The 14,809-nt window shown below is 56.6% G+C and carries 15 protein-coding genes and 1 riboswitch; of the genes, 9 read left to right on the forward strand and 6 right to left on the reverse strand.

Annotated features, from left to right (window positions below; translation table 11 throughout):
- Nucleotides 1–10: 10 nt before the first annotated feature.
- From ACOTZB_RS15475 to ACOTZB_RS15485, 3 genes are all read right to left on the reverse strand, one after another.
- The gene (locus ACOTZB_RS15475) at nucleotides 11–592 is read right to left on the reverse strand and encodes a Slp family lipoprotein (RefSeq protein ID WP_047173205.1); all 582 of its coding nucleotides are present in this window, start codon (nucleotides 590–592) and stop codon (nucleotides 11–13) included.
- Nucleotides 593–629: 37 nt separating this feature from the next.
- Nucleotides 630–1,325, reverse strand: a complete 696-nt coding sequence (tsaB, locus tag ACOTZB_RS15480) for a tRNA (adenosine(37)-N6)-threonylcarbamoyltransferase complex dimerization subunit type 1 TsaB (protein WP_214576438.1) — start codon at nucleotides 1,323–1,325, stop codon at nucleotides 630–632.
- Nucleotides 1,326–1,391: 66 nt separating this feature from the next.
- Complete coding sequence (locus ACOTZB_RS15485) at nucleotides 1,392–3,302, reverse strand: ATP-dependent DNA helicase (RefSeq protein ID WP_109845086.1); 1,911 nt, start codon at nucleotides 3,300–3,302, stop codon at nucleotides 1,392–1,394.
- A 133-nt stretch (nucleotides 3,303–3,435) separates the two neighbouring features.
- Here ACOTZB_RS15485 and ACOTZB_RS15490 point away from each other — a divergent pair, with 133 nt between their 5' ends.
- On the forward strand, nucleotides 3,436–3,780 hold the full coding sequence (locus tag ACOTZB_RS15490; RefSeq protein WP_421627695.1) for a RidA family protein: 345 nt from the start codon (nucleotides 3,436–3,438) through the stop codon (nucleotides 3,778–3,780).
- Between the two features lie 6 nt (nucleotides 3,781–3,786).
- Here the strand turns inward: ACOTZB_RS15490 and ACOTZB_RS15495 are convergent, their stop codons facing one another.
- A complete protein-coding gene (locus tag ACOTZB_RS15495; RefSeq protein ID WP_048979887.1) occupies nucleotides 3,787–3,972 on the reverse strand; it encodes a YoaH family protein in 186 nt (61 codons plus the stop codon).
- A gap of 61 nt (nucleotides 3,973–4,033) precedes the next feature.
- Between ACOTZB_RS15495 and pabB the strand changes: the two genes are divergently transcribed.
- The 4 genes from pabB to ACOTZB_RS15515 all read left to right on the forward strand — a co-directional run bounded on the left by pabB (nucleotide 4,034) and on the right by ACOTZB_RS15515 (nucleotide 9,222).
- Nucleotides 4,034–5,359, forward strand: coding sequence for an aminodeoxychorismate synthase component 1 (gene pabB, locus ACOTZB_RS15500; RefSeq protein WP_421627697.1), 1,326 nt, complete (start codon nucleotides 4,034–4,036; stop codon nucleotides 5,357–5,359).
- 6 nt (nucleotides 5,360–5,365) lie between these two features.
- Nucleotides 5,366–5,944, forward strand: coding sequence for a CoA pyrophosphatase (locus ACOTZB_RS15505; protein WP_421627698.1), 579 nt, complete (start codon nucleotides 5,366–5,368; stop codon nucleotides 5,942–5,944).
- A gap of 184 nt (nucleotides 5,945–6,128) precedes the next feature.
- Complete coding sequence (gene sdaA / locus ACOTZB_RS15510) at nucleotides 6,129–7,493, forward strand: L-serine ammonia-lyase (RefSeq protein WP_126330113.1); 1,365 nt, start codon at nucleotides 6,129–6,131, stop codon at nucleotides 7,491–7,493.
- Between the two features lie 130 nt (nucleotides 7,494–7,623).
- Entirely contained in the window at nucleotides 7,624–9,222 is a 1,599-nt protein-coding gene (locus ACOTZB_RS15515) for an EAL domain-containing protein (RefSeq protein ID WP_421627700.1), read from the forward strand.
- Between the two features lie 6 nt (nucleotides 9,223–9,228).
- Here the strand turns inward: ACOTZB_RS15515 and yoaE are convergent, their stop codons facing one another.
- Both yoaE and ACOTZB_RS15525 read right to left on the reverse strand, forming a co-directional pair.
- Nucleotides 9,229–10,788, reverse strand: a complete 1,560-nt coding sequence (gene yoaE, locus ACOTZB_RS15520) for a CNNM family cation transport protein YoaE (protein ID WP_059446854.1) — start codon at nucleotides 10,786–10,788, stop codon at nucleotides 9,229–9,231.
- Nucleotides 10,776–10,985, reverse strand: a complete 210-nt coding sequence (locus tag ACOTZB_RS15525; RefSeq protein WP_072015543.1) for a protein YoaL — start codon at nucleotides 10,983–10,985, stop codon at nucleotides 10,776–10,778. The genes yoaE and ACOTZB_RS15525 overlap by 13 nt, the downstream gene beginning before the upstream one ends.
- A gap of 266 nt (nucleotides 10,986–11,251) precedes the next feature.
- Here ACOTZB_RS15525 and manX point away from each other — a divergent pair, with 266 nt between their 5' ends.
- Genes manX through ACOTZB_RS15545 form a run of 4 tightly spaced genes read left to right on the forward strand, consistent with a single transcriptional unit; the run spans nucleotide 11,252 to nucleotide 14,441 of the window.
- On the forward strand, nucleotides 11,252–12,217 hold the full coding sequence (manX, locus tag ACOTZB_RS15530; protein WP_032658500.1) for a PTS mannose transporter subunit IIAB: 966 nt from the start codon (nucleotides 11,252–11,254) through the stop codon (nucleotides 12,215–12,217).
- Nucleotides 12,218–12,263: 46 nt separating this feature from the next.
- Complete coding sequence (gene manY, locus ACOTZB_RS15535; protein ID WP_008500490.1) at nucleotides 12,264–13,064, forward strand: PTS mannose transporter subunit IIC; 801 nt, start codon at nucleotides 12,264–12,266, stop codon at nucleotides 13,062–13,064.
- A gap of 12 nt (nucleotides 13,065–13,076) precedes the next feature.
- On the forward strand, nucleotides 13,077–13,928 hold the full coding sequence (locus tag ACOTZB_RS15540) for a PTS mannose transporter subunit IID (protein WP_006810994.1): 852 nt from the start codon (nucleotides 13,077–13,079) through the stop codon (nucleotides 13,926–13,928).
- Between the two features lie 54 nt (nucleotides 13,929–13,982).
- Complete coding sequence (locus ACOTZB_RS15545; protein WP_421627702.1) at nucleotides 13,983–14,441, forward strand: DUF986 family protein; 459 nt, start codon at nucleotides 13,983–13,985, stop codon at nucleotides 14,439–14,441.
- A gap of 198 nt (nucleotides 14,442–14,639) precedes the next feature.
- Nucleotides 14,640–14,768, forward strand: a riboswitch (yybP-ykoY riboswitch).
- The last annotated feature ends 41 nt before the right edge of the window (nucleotides 14,769–14,809 follow it).

The raw sequence follows: 14,809 nt of genomic DNA on the forward strand, positions 1-14,809 counted from the left end.
TAACAGTAAGTTACTCAGTAACGATCGTCTGAACCTGTGCTGGTCCCGGGTTATACCAGCCCCAGCCCGGGTAGCCGTAACGATAAGGATGTGGACCCCACATCCACGGATCCATCGGCTGAGGCGGCATGACTACCTGCTGTGCCAGCCGCCAGCGTTTATACCCGTTGACCTGCATGGTCATAAATTTATACGGCGTGCTGCCGATTTTGCCCTGCACGGCGCCGGTAATCGGCCCGACGACGGTCACCAGCTGTCCGCGAAAATCGACCGGATCGAGGAACCCGCTGACGTCCGCGTAGATACGTCCGCGAGAGGCCTCGCCCAGTACCGGCCGCGCGCCGCTGTCCAGCGGAACGGTGGCGATCTCAAGACGGGTTTTCCCCTGCTGGTTTTGTACGTCGATGACCTTACCGCCAAAGCGCGCTTCCTGACCGACGTACAGTTCAGGGGCATTCATCACCCGAACCAGATCCTGCTGTGGCGTCGGGCTGCTGCCCTTAATCGCATCAGGAACGGAAACGCATCCGCTCAGTGCTATGGCTACTGCGCCTGCCATAATAAGGCGTACTACTTTAGTCTGAACCGCCATGATGCGACTCCTTTTTCTCAGTTCCTGTTACTGAGATTCACTCGCGGCCCGGAAGTTTCTTCCACGCGACGGTGTTTCGCAAATAAACCGGCTCCGCCTGTTCCACGGCCACGGTTTTTCCTGCTGCGAGCAGCTGGCAGGCAATCGGAAGCATATCTTCCGCAGCCGGCAGCAGCATGTTGCCGTCCACCAGCGTCACGCCGGTGTCGTTCGCCATGTCAGGCCACGCCGGCCAGCCGGTGCCGACGGTTGCCCACTCGCCGGAGAGCTGTTGCAGCCGCTCAGTGACCGCTTCCGGCTTGAGCACGGCTTCCGTCTCTTCGCCGTGCCACACGCCCTGCTCGTCGCGGGTGTATTCGGCCCAGTAAACTTCCCCCATGCGGGCATCAATCGCGGCCAGCACGCGCGTTGCCCCGGTCATGCGCCATGCGCCCTGGGCCATGGTGGCGAGGGTAGAGACGCCGATCATCGGCAGTTCGGCGCCTAGCGCCAGCCCCTGCGCAATGCCAATCCCGATGCGTACGCCCGTAAAGCTGCCGGGGCCGCGGCCAAAGGCCAGCGCGTCGAGGTCGGTTAAGGAGGTGTTGCCCTGGGTTAAAATGGCTTTTACCAGGGGCAGAATGCGTTGGGTGTGTTCCCGGGGGCACTCTTCGAAATGGGCAGAAACAGCACCGTCGTTCAACAGAGCGACAGAGCAAGCCTCTGTCGCGGTATCAATAGCCAGAATTCGCATCAGTCGTCGCGCTCTCGCAAGGGTCAGTCACAAAATGGCGCGCATCTTAGCACACTCCGGGGTAAATTACTCCGCCGTTGGATTTGCCAGGAAACGCACCGCGCGTTTTATGTCCCGCGTCCGCGGCGCGGGCGGCAGGCTTGCAAGGAAGGTGGCGCCGTAAGGGCGCATCACTAGCCGGTTATCGCAAATGACCAGCACCCCGCGATCGGTAACGTCGCGGATCAATCGCCCTACCCCCTGCTTGAGGGTAATCACCGCGTCCGGCAGTTGTACCTCGTCAAATGGATCGCCCCCGCGCAGACGGCAGTCTTCCATGCGCGCCTTGAGCAGCGGATCGTCTGGAGAGGTAAACGGCAGCTTATCAATAATTACCAGCGAGAGCGTATCGCCGCGCACGTCCACCCCTTCCCAGAAGCTGCTGGTTGCGACCAGAAGGGCATTCCCGGCGCTGACAAACTGCTGTAACAGCTGGCCTTTGCTGGTTTCCCCCTGCAGGAGCACCGGCAGCGTCATGGTGGCGCGGAACTGCTCGGCGAGATCACGCATCATGGCGTGAGAGGTGCAGAGCATAAAGCAGCGGCCGTTGTTGGCCTCGATCATCGGTTTTAACATCGCGGCCAGGTGGCGCGCCGCACCCGGCTGGTTCGGCAGCGGCAGATTACGGGGAACGCAGAGCAGCGCCTGTTTTTCGTAATCGAACGGGCTCGGCAGGAGCAGGGATTCCGCCTCCTCAATGCCAAGACGTTCCGTGAAGTGATGCAGATCGTCATTCACCGACAGGGTTGCCGAGGTGAAGATCCAGCTTCCCGGTTTTTGCGCCATCACCTCTTTAAATTTATCCGCCACCGTCAGCGGCGTGAGCGCCAGCGTGAAATGCCGGGAGGTGCACTCATACCAGTAGCTGAACCCCGGCTGGTTAATCTCTTTCAGCCGTTTGAGCCGCCCGCGATAAAGCGTGGCGCGTTCGAAGGCCGCATCCAGCAGCGCGGAGCGGCCGAGGGACAGTTTTGCCACGTCGTAGCAGAGTTCGAGGGCATCATCGAGCAGCAGCAGCGCGCGCTGGATGTTTTTGTCCGCCAGCAGCTCGCGCAGGTTACCGCGATAGCCCGGCTCGCCGAGCTGTAAGCGGAAATCCTGCGCGCTTTGGGCCAGACGGTCGGCGCACTTCTGCAGCTGCTGGGTATCTTTGAGTTCGGTCCGGTAAGCAATGGTGAAATCTTTCGCCAGATCCTGAAGCTGGCGGCTGGAAAGCGACTGGCCGAAATACTGGCTGGCGATATCCGGCAGCTGGTGGGCTTCGTCGAAGATCATCACGTCCGCCTCCGGGATCAGCTCGCCGAAACCGCTGTCCTTGACGACCATATCCGCGAGGAAAAGATGGTGGTTCACCACCACCACATCCGCGTCCATCGCCGTTTTGCGCGCTTTCACCACAAAGCAGTCTTTATACAGCGGGCAGTCGCTGCCGAGGCAGTTATCGTTGGTGCTGGTCACCAGCGGCCAGGCCGGGGAATCTTCCGGCACGCTCGCGCAGGTGCTGATATCACCCTCTTCAGTCTGGTTCGCCCAGGCGCGAAGGATAATAACGTCGCTGAGGGTTTGCACCGGCAGGTCGCCGCCCGCCAGCGCCTGCTGCTCAAGACGTTCCAGGCAGAGATAGTTAGAGCGCCCCTTCAGCAGGGCCAGACGCCCCTTGTATTTCAGCGCTTTCGCCACCGTGGGCAAATCGCGGCTGTAGAGCTGATCCTGCAGCGCCTTCGATCCGGTGGAAATAATCACCTTCTTCTTCGCGCGCAGCGCCGGAGCAAGGTAAGCATACGTTTTACCCGTGCCGGTTCCGGCTTCGACCACCAGCGGCTGAGCCTTATCAATGGCGCGTGCAACGGCGTGCGCCATCTGGCGCTGAGGCTCACGGGGCTTGAAGCCGGGAATAGCCTGCGCTAATTGACCTTCAGGGGAAAAATCGTCTGCCACGGTGCTCTCTCACTGTATTTTTGCACAGGGATTATGTCAGCCCATCCTCTCCTGTGCCACCCCAAATAGTGACGACACGAGAACAATATGGCAGTCTTGCCGCCTGACGACGAAAAATAACGAGGAAACGTTTATGACAATTGTGCGCATTGATGCCGAAGCCCGCTGGTCTGATGTGGTGATCCATAACCAGACGCTCTATTACACCGGCGTACCGACTAACCTGGACGCGGATGCGTTCGAGCAGACGGCTAACACCCTGGCGCAGATTGACGCGGTGCTGGAAAAACAGGGCTGCGACAAATCCCGCATTCTGGATGCGACGATTTTCCTGGCAAACAAAGAGGATTTCGCGGCGATGAACAAAGCCTGGGATGCATGGGTAGTGGCGGGTCACGCGCCTGTACGCTGTACCGTACAGGCCACGCTGATGAAACCGGAATATAAGGTAGAGATTAAGATTATCGCGGCGGTTTAAGCCCGATTACTCTTCTGGATCTTCATCTTCGAAACGCGCCACGATCCGCTCGCCGGAATGACTGGCGCGAATCTCCTCTGCGACAACGGTAATCGCCTGTCCGCTGCTCATCCCCTGGGACATCAGTTCCTGAATTCGCTCAACCGCTTTCTGCTGCTGTTCATGGCTCAGAGAAGGTAAACCTGCAAACATCGTCAACTCCTGCTAAATTATTCGCGCTAATTATTTCACGCTGCCCGGTAGTATGCCACACATGAACATGCGCTTCCCCACTGTTATTACCTTGCCCTGGCGTGCAGACGCCGCTGAATTCTGGTTTGCCCGCCTGAGCCATCTTCCGTTTGCGATGCTGCTGCATTCCGGCCATGCGGACCACCCCTACAGCCGCTTCGACATTCTGGTGGCCGATCCGCTGAAGACGCTGACAACCGATGATCTGTCACTGACGGACGATCCGCTGTTGCAGCTGCAGCAGGCCATTAACGCGCTGGGCTTATCTGCCTCGCCGAACCCGGATCTCCCTTTTCAGGGGGGCGCGCTGGGCCTGTTTGGTTACGATTTGGGTCGCCGTTTCGAAACGCTGCCGGAGCATGCGCAGGCTGATATTTCCCTGCCAGACATGGCCGTGGGGCTGTATGACTGGGCGTTAATAGTCGATCACCACAAAAAAACGGTTTCCCTGCTGAGCCATCATGACGTACAGGCGCGTCGGGCCTGGCTGGAGGCGCAACAGCCTGCACCGGCACAGACGTTTACGTTGACCTCAGGCTGGCGTTCAAATATGAGCGCAGCGGAGTATGCCGAAAAATTCGCCCGCGTTCAGGCGTATCTGCAAAGCGGTGACTGCTATCAGGTTAACCTCGCCCAGCGTTTCCAGGCAACGTATCAGGGAGACGAGTGGCAGGCATTTACCCGCCTTAACGCCAGCAATAAGGCACCGTTCAGCGCATTTGTCCGTCTGGAACAGGGGGCCATACTCAGCCTGTCACCCGAGCGCTTTATTCATCTTGCCGAGGGCACGATTCAAACCCGACCGATTAAAGGCACGTTACCGCGTCTTGCGGATCCCGATGCCGATCGCCAGCAGGCGGAAAAGCTTGCCGCCTCGCCGAAAGACCGCGCCGAGAACCTGATGATTGTCGACCTGATGCGTAACGATATTGGCCGCGTCGCTGAACCGGGCAGCGTGCGCGTGCCGGAGCTGTTTGTCGTTGAGCCGTTCCCGGCGGTGCATCATCTGGTCAGCACCATTACCGCGCGGCTGCCTGATTCGCGCACCGCCTGCGATCTGCTCCGCGCCGCGTTTCCGGGGGGCTCCATCACCGGCGCGCCGAAGGTACGAGCGATGGAGATCATTGATGAGCTGGAGCCGCATCGCCGCAACGCCTGGTGCGGCAGCATCGGCTATATCAGCCTGTGCGGCACCATGGATACCAGCATTACCATTCGCACGCTGACGGCCTGCGACGGAAACCTTTACTGTTCGGCCGGGGGCGGCATTGTTGCCGACAGCCAGGTCGATGGGGAATATCAGGAAACCTTTGATAAAGTTGACCGTATCCTGAAACAACTGGAGTAATCACGGGTGGAAACAGAGAACCTGACGCTGGACGACTTTTTATCTCGTTTTCAGCTATTACGACCGCAGGTTAACCGCGAGGCGCTCAATCAGAGACAGGCGGCCGTGCTGATCCCGGTCGTGCGTCGCGCGCAGCCGGGCCTGCTGCTCACCCAGCGTTCTCCCCATTTACGTAAGCACGCGGGTCAGGTCGCCTTTCCGGGTGGCGCGGTAGACAGCTCCGACGCCTCGCTGATTGCCGCCGCGCTGCGGGAAGCGCAGGAAGAGGTTGCCATTCCACCGGAGGCGGTGGAAGTTATCGGCGTGCTGCCGCCCGTCGACAGCGTTACCGGTTTTCAGGTCACGCCGGTGGTGGGCATTATCCCGCCGGGCCTGCAGTATCACGCCAGCGTCGATGAAGTCTCTGCGGTGTTTGAAATGCCGCTTGATGAAGCCCTTCGACTGAGTCGTTACCACCCGCTGGATATTCAGCGTCGTGGGCATGACCATCGGGTCTGGTTGTCCTGGTATCAGCATTATTTTGTCTGGGGCATGACGGCGGGCATCATTCGTGAACTGGCGCTGCAAATCGGCCTGAAACCTTGACTATACTTTACATTCCATCCTTTTTCGCAGGTTTGCGATCCGCGTCGCGCTATTAGCAAAACCCATCGTTAACCATTAGTTTAATTCATGTGAATAGTTAAGCCGTGGTCGGTGTTCCCTCTTACACTATGCGCAGTTATAACATCGTTACTGGAACCCCGGTAACCCTGTCAGGAGTGTGAAAGTGATTAGTATATTCGACATGTTCAAAGTGGGAATTGGCCCTTCGTCTTCCCATACTGTTGGCCCAATGAAGGCCGGTAAACAGTTCGTCGATGATCTGGTCGAAAAAGGATTACTGGAAAGCGTTACCCGTGTCGCCGTGGATGTTTACGGCTCGCTGTCATTAACGGGTAAAGGCCACCACACCGATATCGCCATTATTATGGGTCTGGCAGGCAATATGCCGGATACCGTTGATATTGATGCCATCCCGGCATTCATCCGCGACGTGGAAGCACGCGGCCGCCTGCTGCTGGCAAACGGCCAGCAGGAAGTCGATTTCCCGCAGGATGACGGCATGCGTTTCCGTAGCGACAACCTGCCGCTGCATGAAAACGGCATGACCATTCACGCCTGGAGCGGTGAAAAAGAGATCTACAGCAAAACGTACTACTCCATCGGCGGTGGCTTCATCGTGGATGAAGAGCATTTTGGCAAAGACAGCGTCGGCGACGTCAGCGTCCCGTACCCGTTCAAATCGGCTACCGAAATGCTGGGCTACTGCAAAGAGACCGGTCTTTCACTGTCCGGCATGGTGATGCAGAACGAACTGGCCCTGCACAGCAAAAAAGAGATTGAAGACTATTTTGCGAACGTCTGGCAAACCATGCGCGCCTGTATCGACCGCGGGATGAACACCGAAGGCGTTCTGCCGGGTCCACTGCGCGTACCGCGTCGTGCCTCTGCCCTGCGCCGTATGCTGGTGACTACCGATAAATTCTCCAACGACCCGATGAACGTGGTCGACTGGGTAAACATGTTTGCCCTGGCGGTTAACGAAGAGAACGCCGCCGGTGGACGCGTCGTGACGGCGCCAACCAACGGTGCCTGCGGTATCGTTCCGGCCGTGCTGGCGTATTACGATCACTTTATTGAGCCCGTGACGCCGGACATCTACATCCGCTATTTCCTGGCGGCAGGTGCCATCGGTGCGCTGTACAAAATGAACGCCTCCATCTCCGGTGCGGAAGTGGGCTGTCAGGGTGAAGTCGGCGTTGCCTGCTCCATGGCGGCGGCCGGTCTGGCAGAGCTGCTGGGCGCAAGCCCTGAGCAGGTCTGCGTGGCGGCCGAAATCGGTATGGAACATAACCTCGGTCTGACCTGTGATCCGGTCGCGGGCCAGGTGCAGGTGCCGTGCATCGAGCGTAACGCGATTGCCTCCGTGAAAGCGATCAACGCCTCACGTATGGCGATGCGCCGCACCAGCGAACCTCGCGTATCGCTCGATAAGGTGATTGAAACCATGTACGAAACCGGCAAGGACATGAACGCGAAATACCGCGAGACGTCCCGCGGTGGCCTGGCCATTAAGGTGCAGTGCGACTAATACTGCCTTTCGCCCATCTGCAACGGATGGGCGAATTTCCCTCTTCTTTCTCGTCTCCTTCAGCTTTCCCCACTACACTTTGACTGTTGCGTCCGGCTTTTGTGGCTGGTGGCTTATCAGGCGACCGTTCATGCAAACTGCACAAACGATCATTAAAAACTATCGCCGAAAACGCGTTATCGTCTGTGTCACGGTTGCGTTCCTCACGCTCATCCTGACGTTAGGCATTCGCTTTATTTCACAGCGCAATGTTAACCAACAGCGGATCCTCGATTTTACCAGCCACACCGTCCGCGCCCTTGATAACATACTGCTTTCTCTGGAGAACCGCCGCAGCGTGCTGCAGCCCCTGGTGGGACAGCCCTGCCCCCAGGCGCACCTGGCGCTGCGAAAGCAGGCCGCCATTTTGCAGACGGTACGCTCCATCGCCCTGATTAACGAGGGTGTCCTGTACTGCTCGAGTATTTTCGGAAGCCGCGAAGTGCCCGTTCGCGACTTCCTGAAAGAATTACCCGCCAGCACGGCAAAGCTGATTTTATCGAGCGATCAGTGGCTGCTTAAGGGTAACCCGATATTGATCCAATGGTATCCCGTCTCTCAGGACGGTGAAGCAGGCATTATCGAGATCATCAATATCGATCTGATCGCCAAAATGATCCTCGAGCCCCAGCGCCCGCTCATCAATGACGTGGCGCTGACCGTAGGCGATCGCTTTCTGCGCTATGGACAACGCGTCAGCGACAGCCTGACGTTTGATGAGGAAGGCTCGCTTTTCCGGCAGTCATCAACCCGAAATCCTTTCACCATTACGGTCAGCGGGCCAGGCCCTGGAGAATTAGCCTTAAAAAGCCTGCCAGCCCAGCTGCCTCTCGGGCTGATGCTCAGCCTGCTGCTTGGCTATCTCGCGTGGCTGGCAACGGCAAACCGGATGAGCTTTACGCGGGAGATCGATATGGGCATTGCGGGGCGGGAATTCGAGCTTTTCTGCCAGCCGCTGGTGAATGCCCGTACCCAGGCGTGCACCGGTGTGGAGATCCTGCTGCGCTGGAATAACCCCCGTCAGGGTTGGATCACCCCGGAGGTGTTTATCCCTCTGGCAGAAGAACATAACCAGATTGTCCCCCTGACCCGCTATGTCATCGCCGAAACGGTGCGCCAGATAGGCTACTTCCCTTCCAGCGCCGGTTTTCACATCGGTATTAACGTCGCCGCCAGCCATTTCCGTCACGCGGCATTGATACAGGACCTGAACCGCCTCTGGTTCAGCGCCGGTCCGCGCCAGCAGCTGGTGATTGAACTCACGGAACGGGATGCGCTGCTGGATGCGGATTATCGCATCGTGCGCGAACTGCATCGCAAAGGGGTGAAGCTCGCCATCGACGATTTTGGTACCGGGAACAGCTCCCTCTCCTGGCTTGAAAAGCTTCACCCGGACGTGCTGAAAATCGACCAGTCGTTTACCACCGCCATCGGTACCGACGCCGTGAACTCGACGGTGACGGATATGATTATTGCGCTGGGACAGCGGCTGAATATCGAACTGGTTGCTGAAGGGGTCGAGACAGAGGAGCAGGCGCGCTATTTGCGCCGCCATGGCGTACCTGTTCTGCAGGGGTTTTTCTATGCGCGGCCCATGCCGCTACGGGATTTTCCGAAGTGGCTGGCGGGAAGCGCGTCCCCGCCAGCGCATCATAACGGGCACATCGTGCCCTTAATGCCGCTGCGCTAAGCCGGCTTACTCATCTTCGTCGTGGGCAGATTGTTCTTTAACAATGCGAACCATATCAACGCGATAGTCGTTGGCTTCAACGATCGTAATGTGCAACGGCGCCAGCTCGATCACATCTCCGACGCGTGGGATTTGCCCATTAACGGCGATAACCAGACCGGCAACGGTCGCGATGTCTTCTTCATCGTTGATCACGTTTTCCAGCCCCAGCGTGTGCGAGAGCGCGTGCAGGTCGGTGGTACCTTTAACCAGCCAGCCTTCACCGTCGGCAACGATCTCTGGCGTTTCGTCTTCATCCGGGAATTCACCGGCAATCGCTTCCAGCACGTCCAGCGGCGTGACCAGCCCCTGCACCACGCCAAACTCGTTGGTGACGATAACAAAGCTACCGCGCGCGCGGCGCAGCACCCCGAGCAGGTTGATCGGATCCAGCGTTTCCGGCACGACAATCGCAGGCGACGCCGCAGCAACGGCTTCCACGTTGACGCCCTCTTCCAGGGCCACCAGCATCTCTTTCGCCCGCACGACGCCTATGATCTCATCCAGCTCTCCGCGACACACCGGGAACAGGCTGTGCGGAGAAGAGAGCAGCTGCTGGCGAATTTCATCGACGCTCAGGTTTGCATCAACCCAGCTGATCTCCCCGCGCGGCGTCATGATACCGCGCAGCGAACGGGAGGCCAGGGAGAGCACGCCGTTAATCATGTAGCGCTCTTGTTCCACAAACGCCCCTTCCGGGACCGGAACCGGGTTATGGTTTTCGGAATCAGACTGGACGTTCACCTGACGACGACCACCCATCAGGCGCAGAATCGCGTCTGCGGTACGGGCGCGCAGCGGCTGATTCGACTGCTGCTTAATAAAGTTACGGCGCGCAATCTGGTTGAACAGCTCGATCAGAATCGAGAAGCCAATCGCGGCGTACAGGTAGCCTTTCGGAATATGGAAGCCAAAACCTTCCGCCACCAGGCTCAGACCAATCATCAGCAGGAAGCTCAGACACAGCACGACCACCGTTGGATGCTGGTTAACGAAGCGCGTCAGCGGCTTCGAGGCCAGCAGCATGACCGCCATCGCAATGACGACAGCCGCCATCATTACCGGCAGATGATTCACCATGCCGACCGCCGTGATCACCGCATCCAGCGAAAAGACCGCATCAAGCACCACAATCTGCAGCACCACCACCCAGAAGCTGGCATAGCCTTTACCATGTCCATCATCGTGCTGACGGTTTTCCAGCCGCTCGTGTAGCTCTGTCGTCGCTTTGAAAAGCAGGAATATCCCCCCGATCAGCATGATTAAATCACGCCCGGAGAAGGTGTAATCCATGACGGAGAACAGCGGTTTGGTCAGCGTGACCATCCAGGAGATGACGGAGAGCAGCCCCAGTCGCATAACCAGCGCCAGCGAGAGACCAATCAGACGCGCTTTATCACGCTGTTTTGGCGGCAGTTTGTCCGCAAGAATGGCGATAAACACCAGGTTATCAATGCCGAGAACAATCTCCAGCACCACCAGCGTGAGCAATCCCACCCAGATTGACGGGTCCATTAAGAATTCCATGACAAGCTCCTGCTAAAGGAATGACGAAACGGTGCCCCACTCAACGTGGGTAAAACAGAGGTAGATAGAGTCGATACGTGGCGAGGATCGCCGGTGAATAAGGCGCGAAATGGCCTGGCAGATGACTGACGTCGGTGACGGTCCATATAGTGGGCTGTAGCCCTATACTCCTGAACAATTAAACGGAGGCTAAACATATCAGAGACAATGTGTTTTTAGCAAAGATTTACGTTCCTTTGCAAAGTTCTGTAACACAGCGGCTTTACGCTACGGATAAATCTGTAACGCGTGGCTAAATTACGGATCTTCATCACATAAATTATTTTTTCACTATCTAAAATAATTCGCGGAAGTCTTAGTTTTTTTGAACTCTAACCCTTATCTGAATCGATTCGGTTCGCCAATACGATTCTCAGTACGACTGCCTGGCAGACGTATTAATGATAATAAAAGGAGGTAGCAAGTGACCATTGCTATTGTCATAGGCACACATGGTTGGGCTGCTGAGCAGCTACTCAAAACGGCAGAGATGCTGTTGGGCGAGCAGGAAAACGTCGGCTGGATCGATTTCGTTCCCGGTGAAAACGCCGAGACGCTGATAGAGAAGTACAACGCTCAACTCGCGAAGCTGGATACCAGCAAAGGCGTGCTGTTTCTCGTTGATACATGGGGCGGCAGCCCGTTCAATGCCGCCAGCCGCATTGTCGTCGATAAAGAGCACTATGAAGTTGTCGCCGGGGTTAATATTCCCATGCTGGTGGAAACCTTCATGGCGCGCGACGACAATCCGGCGTTCGATGAGCTGGTGGCGCTGGCCGTTGAAACCGGTCGCGAAGGGGTAAAAGCCCTGAAGGCGCAGCCGGTTGAAAAACCTGCCCCTGCGCCTGCAGCGGCACCAAAAGCGGCAGCACCGGCAAAACCGATGGGTCCGAACGATTACATGGTCATCGGCCTGGCGCGTATTGATGACCGCTTAATCCACGGCCAGGTCGCCACGCGCTGGACCAAAGAGACCAACGTTCGACGCATTATCGTGGTCAGCGACGAAGTTGCCGCCGATACCGTTCGTAAAACCCTTCTGACTCAGGTTGCTCCTCCTGGCGTTACCGCGCACGTGGTGGACGTCGCCAAGATGATCCGCGTTTACAACAACCCGAAATACGCGGGTGAACGCGTGATGCTCCTGTTCACTAACCCGACAGACGTTGAGCGCATTGTTGAAGGCGGCGTGAAAATCACCTCCGTGAACATTGGTGGTATGGCCTTCCGTCAGGGCAAAACGCAGGTCAACAACGCCATTTCAGTCGATGCGAAAGATATCGAAGCATTCAACAAGCTGAATGCACGCGGTATTGAGCTGGAAGCCCGTAAGGTTTCTACGGATCAAAAACTGAAAATGATGGATTTGATCGGCAAAGTTGGGAAATAAGCCCGCGCCGGTTCTCATATAAAGTTTATGTAATAGGAGAAGTGCAATGGAGATTACCACTCTTCAGATTGTGCTGGTGTTCGTCGTCGCATGTATTGCGGGTATGGAATCCGTACTTGATGAATTTCAGTTCCACCGCCCTCTGGTGGCCTGTACGCTGATTGGGGCCGTTCTGGGTGACATGAAAACCGGTATCATCATCGGTGGTACCTTGGAAATGATCGCCCTGGGCTGGATGAACATCGGCGCGGCGGTTGCGCCCGATGCGGCGCTGGCCTCTATCATTTCGACCGTTCTGGTTATTGCCGGCCACCAGAGTATTGGTGCCGGTATCGCCCTGGCGATCCCGCTGGCTGCAGCAGGCCAGGTTCTGACCATCATCGTTCGTACTATCACCGTTGCCTTCCAGCACGCGGCGGATAAGGCGGCCGAAAACGGCAACCTCACGGCACTGTCGTGGATCCACGTTTCATCCCTGTTCCTGCAGGCGATGCGTATAGCAATCCCGGCTGTTATCGTGGCGATCTCTGTTGGTACCAGTGAAGTGCAGAGCATGCTGAACGCCATTCCAGAAGTGGTCACCGGCGGTCTGAACATCGCGGGCGGCATGATCGTGGTCGTCGGTTATGCGATGGTCATCAACATGATGCGCGCAGGCTACCTGATGCCGTTCTTCTACCTCGGCTTCGTGACCGCGGCCTTCACCAACTTCAACCTGGTAGCACTGGGTGTGATTGGTGCGGTAATGGCGATTCTTTACATCCAGCTCAGCCCGAAATATAACCGCGTCGCGGGTGCCCCAGCGCAGGCTGCTGGTAACAACGATCTCGATAACGAACTGGACTAACAGGTGAGCGAAATGGTTGATATGACAAAAACTACCACCGAGAAAAAACTCACTCCGGGTGATATTCGTGGCGTGTTCATCCGTTCTAACCTGTTTCAGGGTTCATGGAACTTCGAACGTATGCAGGCCCTGGGCTTCTGCTTCTCCATGGTACCGGCAATCAAACGCCTGTACCCGGAAAACAATGAAGCGCGCCGTCAGGCGATCAAGCGTCACCTGGAATTCTTTAACACCCATCCTTACGTAGCGGCTCCGGTTCTGGGCGTAACGCTGGCGATGGAAGAACAGCGTGCGAACGGCGCAGAGATTGACGACGGTGCCATCAACGGTATCAAAGTCGGCCTGATGGGTCCGCTGGCCGGTGTCGGTGACCCTATCTTCTGGGGTACCGTTCGTCCGGTCTTCGCGGCGCTGGGTGCCGGTATCGCGATGAGCGGCAGCCTGCTTGGCCCGCTGCTGTTCTTCATCCTGTTCAACGCCGTGCGCCTGCTGACCCGTTACTACGGTGTGGCCTACGGCTACCGTAAAGGTGTGGACATCGTTAAGGATATGGGCGGCGGCTTCCTGCAGAAACTGACTGAGGGGGCGTCAATCCTCGGCCTGTTTGTCATGGGGGCGCTGGTTAACAAGTGGACGCACGTGAACATCCCGCTGGTGGTCTCGACCATCACCGGTCAGGATGGTCAGACCCGCGTCACCACCGTGCAGACGATTCTGGACCAGCTGATGCCGGGCCTGGTACCGCTGCTGTTGACTTTCGCCTGCATGTGGCTGCTGCGTAAGAAAGTGAACCCGCTGTGGATTATCGTTGGCTTCTTCGTCATCGGTATCGCGGGCTACGCTGTCGGCCTGCTGGGTCTGTAAGTTTCAATGCTATAGACCGGGGGCTTGCCCCCGGTTTTTTTATCTGGAGGATGAATGACTGTCACGGACATCGTACTGGTTTTATTTATTGCTGCCCTTCTGGCTTACGCGATCTATGACGAATTCATCATGCCCCGCCGTCACGGCGAGACGCAGCTCTCCCTTCCCCTTCTGCGACGCGGGCGCGTGGATGCGTTTATCTTCGCGGGTCTCATCGTTATTCTTATTTACAATAACGTCATCAGTCATGGTGCAATATTAACCACATGGTTATTATGTGCGCTGGCATTAATGGCGGTTTATCTGTTCTGGATCCGCACGCCGAAAATCATTTTTAAATCCCGCGGATTTTTCTTCGCCAATGTGTGGATAGAATATAACCGTATTAAAGAGATGAATTTATCCGAAGACGGTGTGCTGGTGATGCAATTAGAACAACGCCGCCTGCTTATTCGGGTGAAGAATATTGACGACCTGGAAAAGATCTACAATTTACTCGTTAAAACTCAATGAGTTAAATATATAGCAATGGCTATATTCTGTGTTTATCTTGCGCAAGAAATATAGCCAAAGCTATATCCATTTCGTTAATTTATTCTCTATTTGTTAACGATGCTTTCACGCTTAAAGACAAATGAAAATCGTTATCAATAAGCATTTTAAATAATGCCTCTTCGTTGTTGTTTTATATTCTCAAAATATGTTAAGGTTGCGCCCGTCGTTGGGGAGTAGCCGATTTCCTGTTCTCAGGAAATGTACGTGTCAACATACTCGTTGAAAAACGTGGCGCGTACGGTTCGCTGACAGCACATCTTATGTGCGGCGCGATCAGGCGAGACCATAGATACATCAACTGCTGTTTACTGGGGGCAGTGATGTGT

Source organism: Enterobacter cloacae complex sp. SHL020 (assembly GCF_049236945.1).
Classification (GTDB): domain Bacteria; phylum Pseudomonadota; class Gammaproteobacteria; order Enterobacterales; family Enterobacteriaceae; genus Enterobacter; species Enterobacter dykesii.

Bases quoted from the DNA above. Each gene is read 5' to 3' on its own strand.
- ACOTZB_RS15495 (WP_048979887.1), bottom strand. From the start codon at position 3,972: ATGTTTGCAGGTTTACCTTCTCTGAGCCATGAACAGCAGCAGAAAGCG.
- tsaB (WP_214576438.1), bottom strand. From the start codon at position 1,325: ATGCGAATTCTGGCTATTGATACCGCGACAGAGGCTTGCTCTGTCGCT.
- ACOTZB_RS15525 (WP_072015543.1), bottom strand. From the start codon at position 10,985: ATGTTTAGCCTCCGTTTAATTGTTCAGGAGTATAGGGCTACAGCCCAC.
- ACOTZB_RS15515 (WP_421627700.1), top strand. From the start codon at position 7,624: ATGCAAACTGCACAAACGATCATTAAAAACTATCGCCGAAAACGCGTT.
- manY (WP_008500490.1), top strand. From the start codon at position 12,264: ATGGAGATTACCACTCTTCAGATTGTGCTGGTGTTCGTCGTCGCATGT.
- ACOTZB_RS15475 (WP_047173205.1), bottom strand. From the start codon at position 592: ATGGCGGTTCAGACTAAAGTAGTACGCCTTATTATGGCAGGCGCAGTA.
- ACOTZB_RS15545 (WP_421627702.1), top strand. From the start codon at position 13,983: ATGACTGTCACGGACATCGTACTGGTTTTATTTATTGCTGCCCTTCTG.
- ACOTZB_RS15540 (WP_006810994.1), top strand. From the start codon at position 13,077: ATGGTTGATATGACAAAAACTACCACCGAGAAAAAACTCACTCCGGGT.
- pabB (WP_421627697.1), top strand. From the start codon at position 4,034: ATGAACATGCGCTTCCCCACTGTTATTACCTTGCCCTGGCGTGCAGAC.
- yoaE (WP_059446854.1), bottom strand. From the start codon at position 10,788: ATGGAATTCTTAATGGACCCGTCAATCTGGGTGGGATTGCTCACGCTG.
- ACOTZB_RS15490 (WP_421627695.1), top strand. From the start codon at position 3,436: ATGACAATTGTGCGCATTGATGCCGAAGCCCGCTGGTCTGATGTGGTG.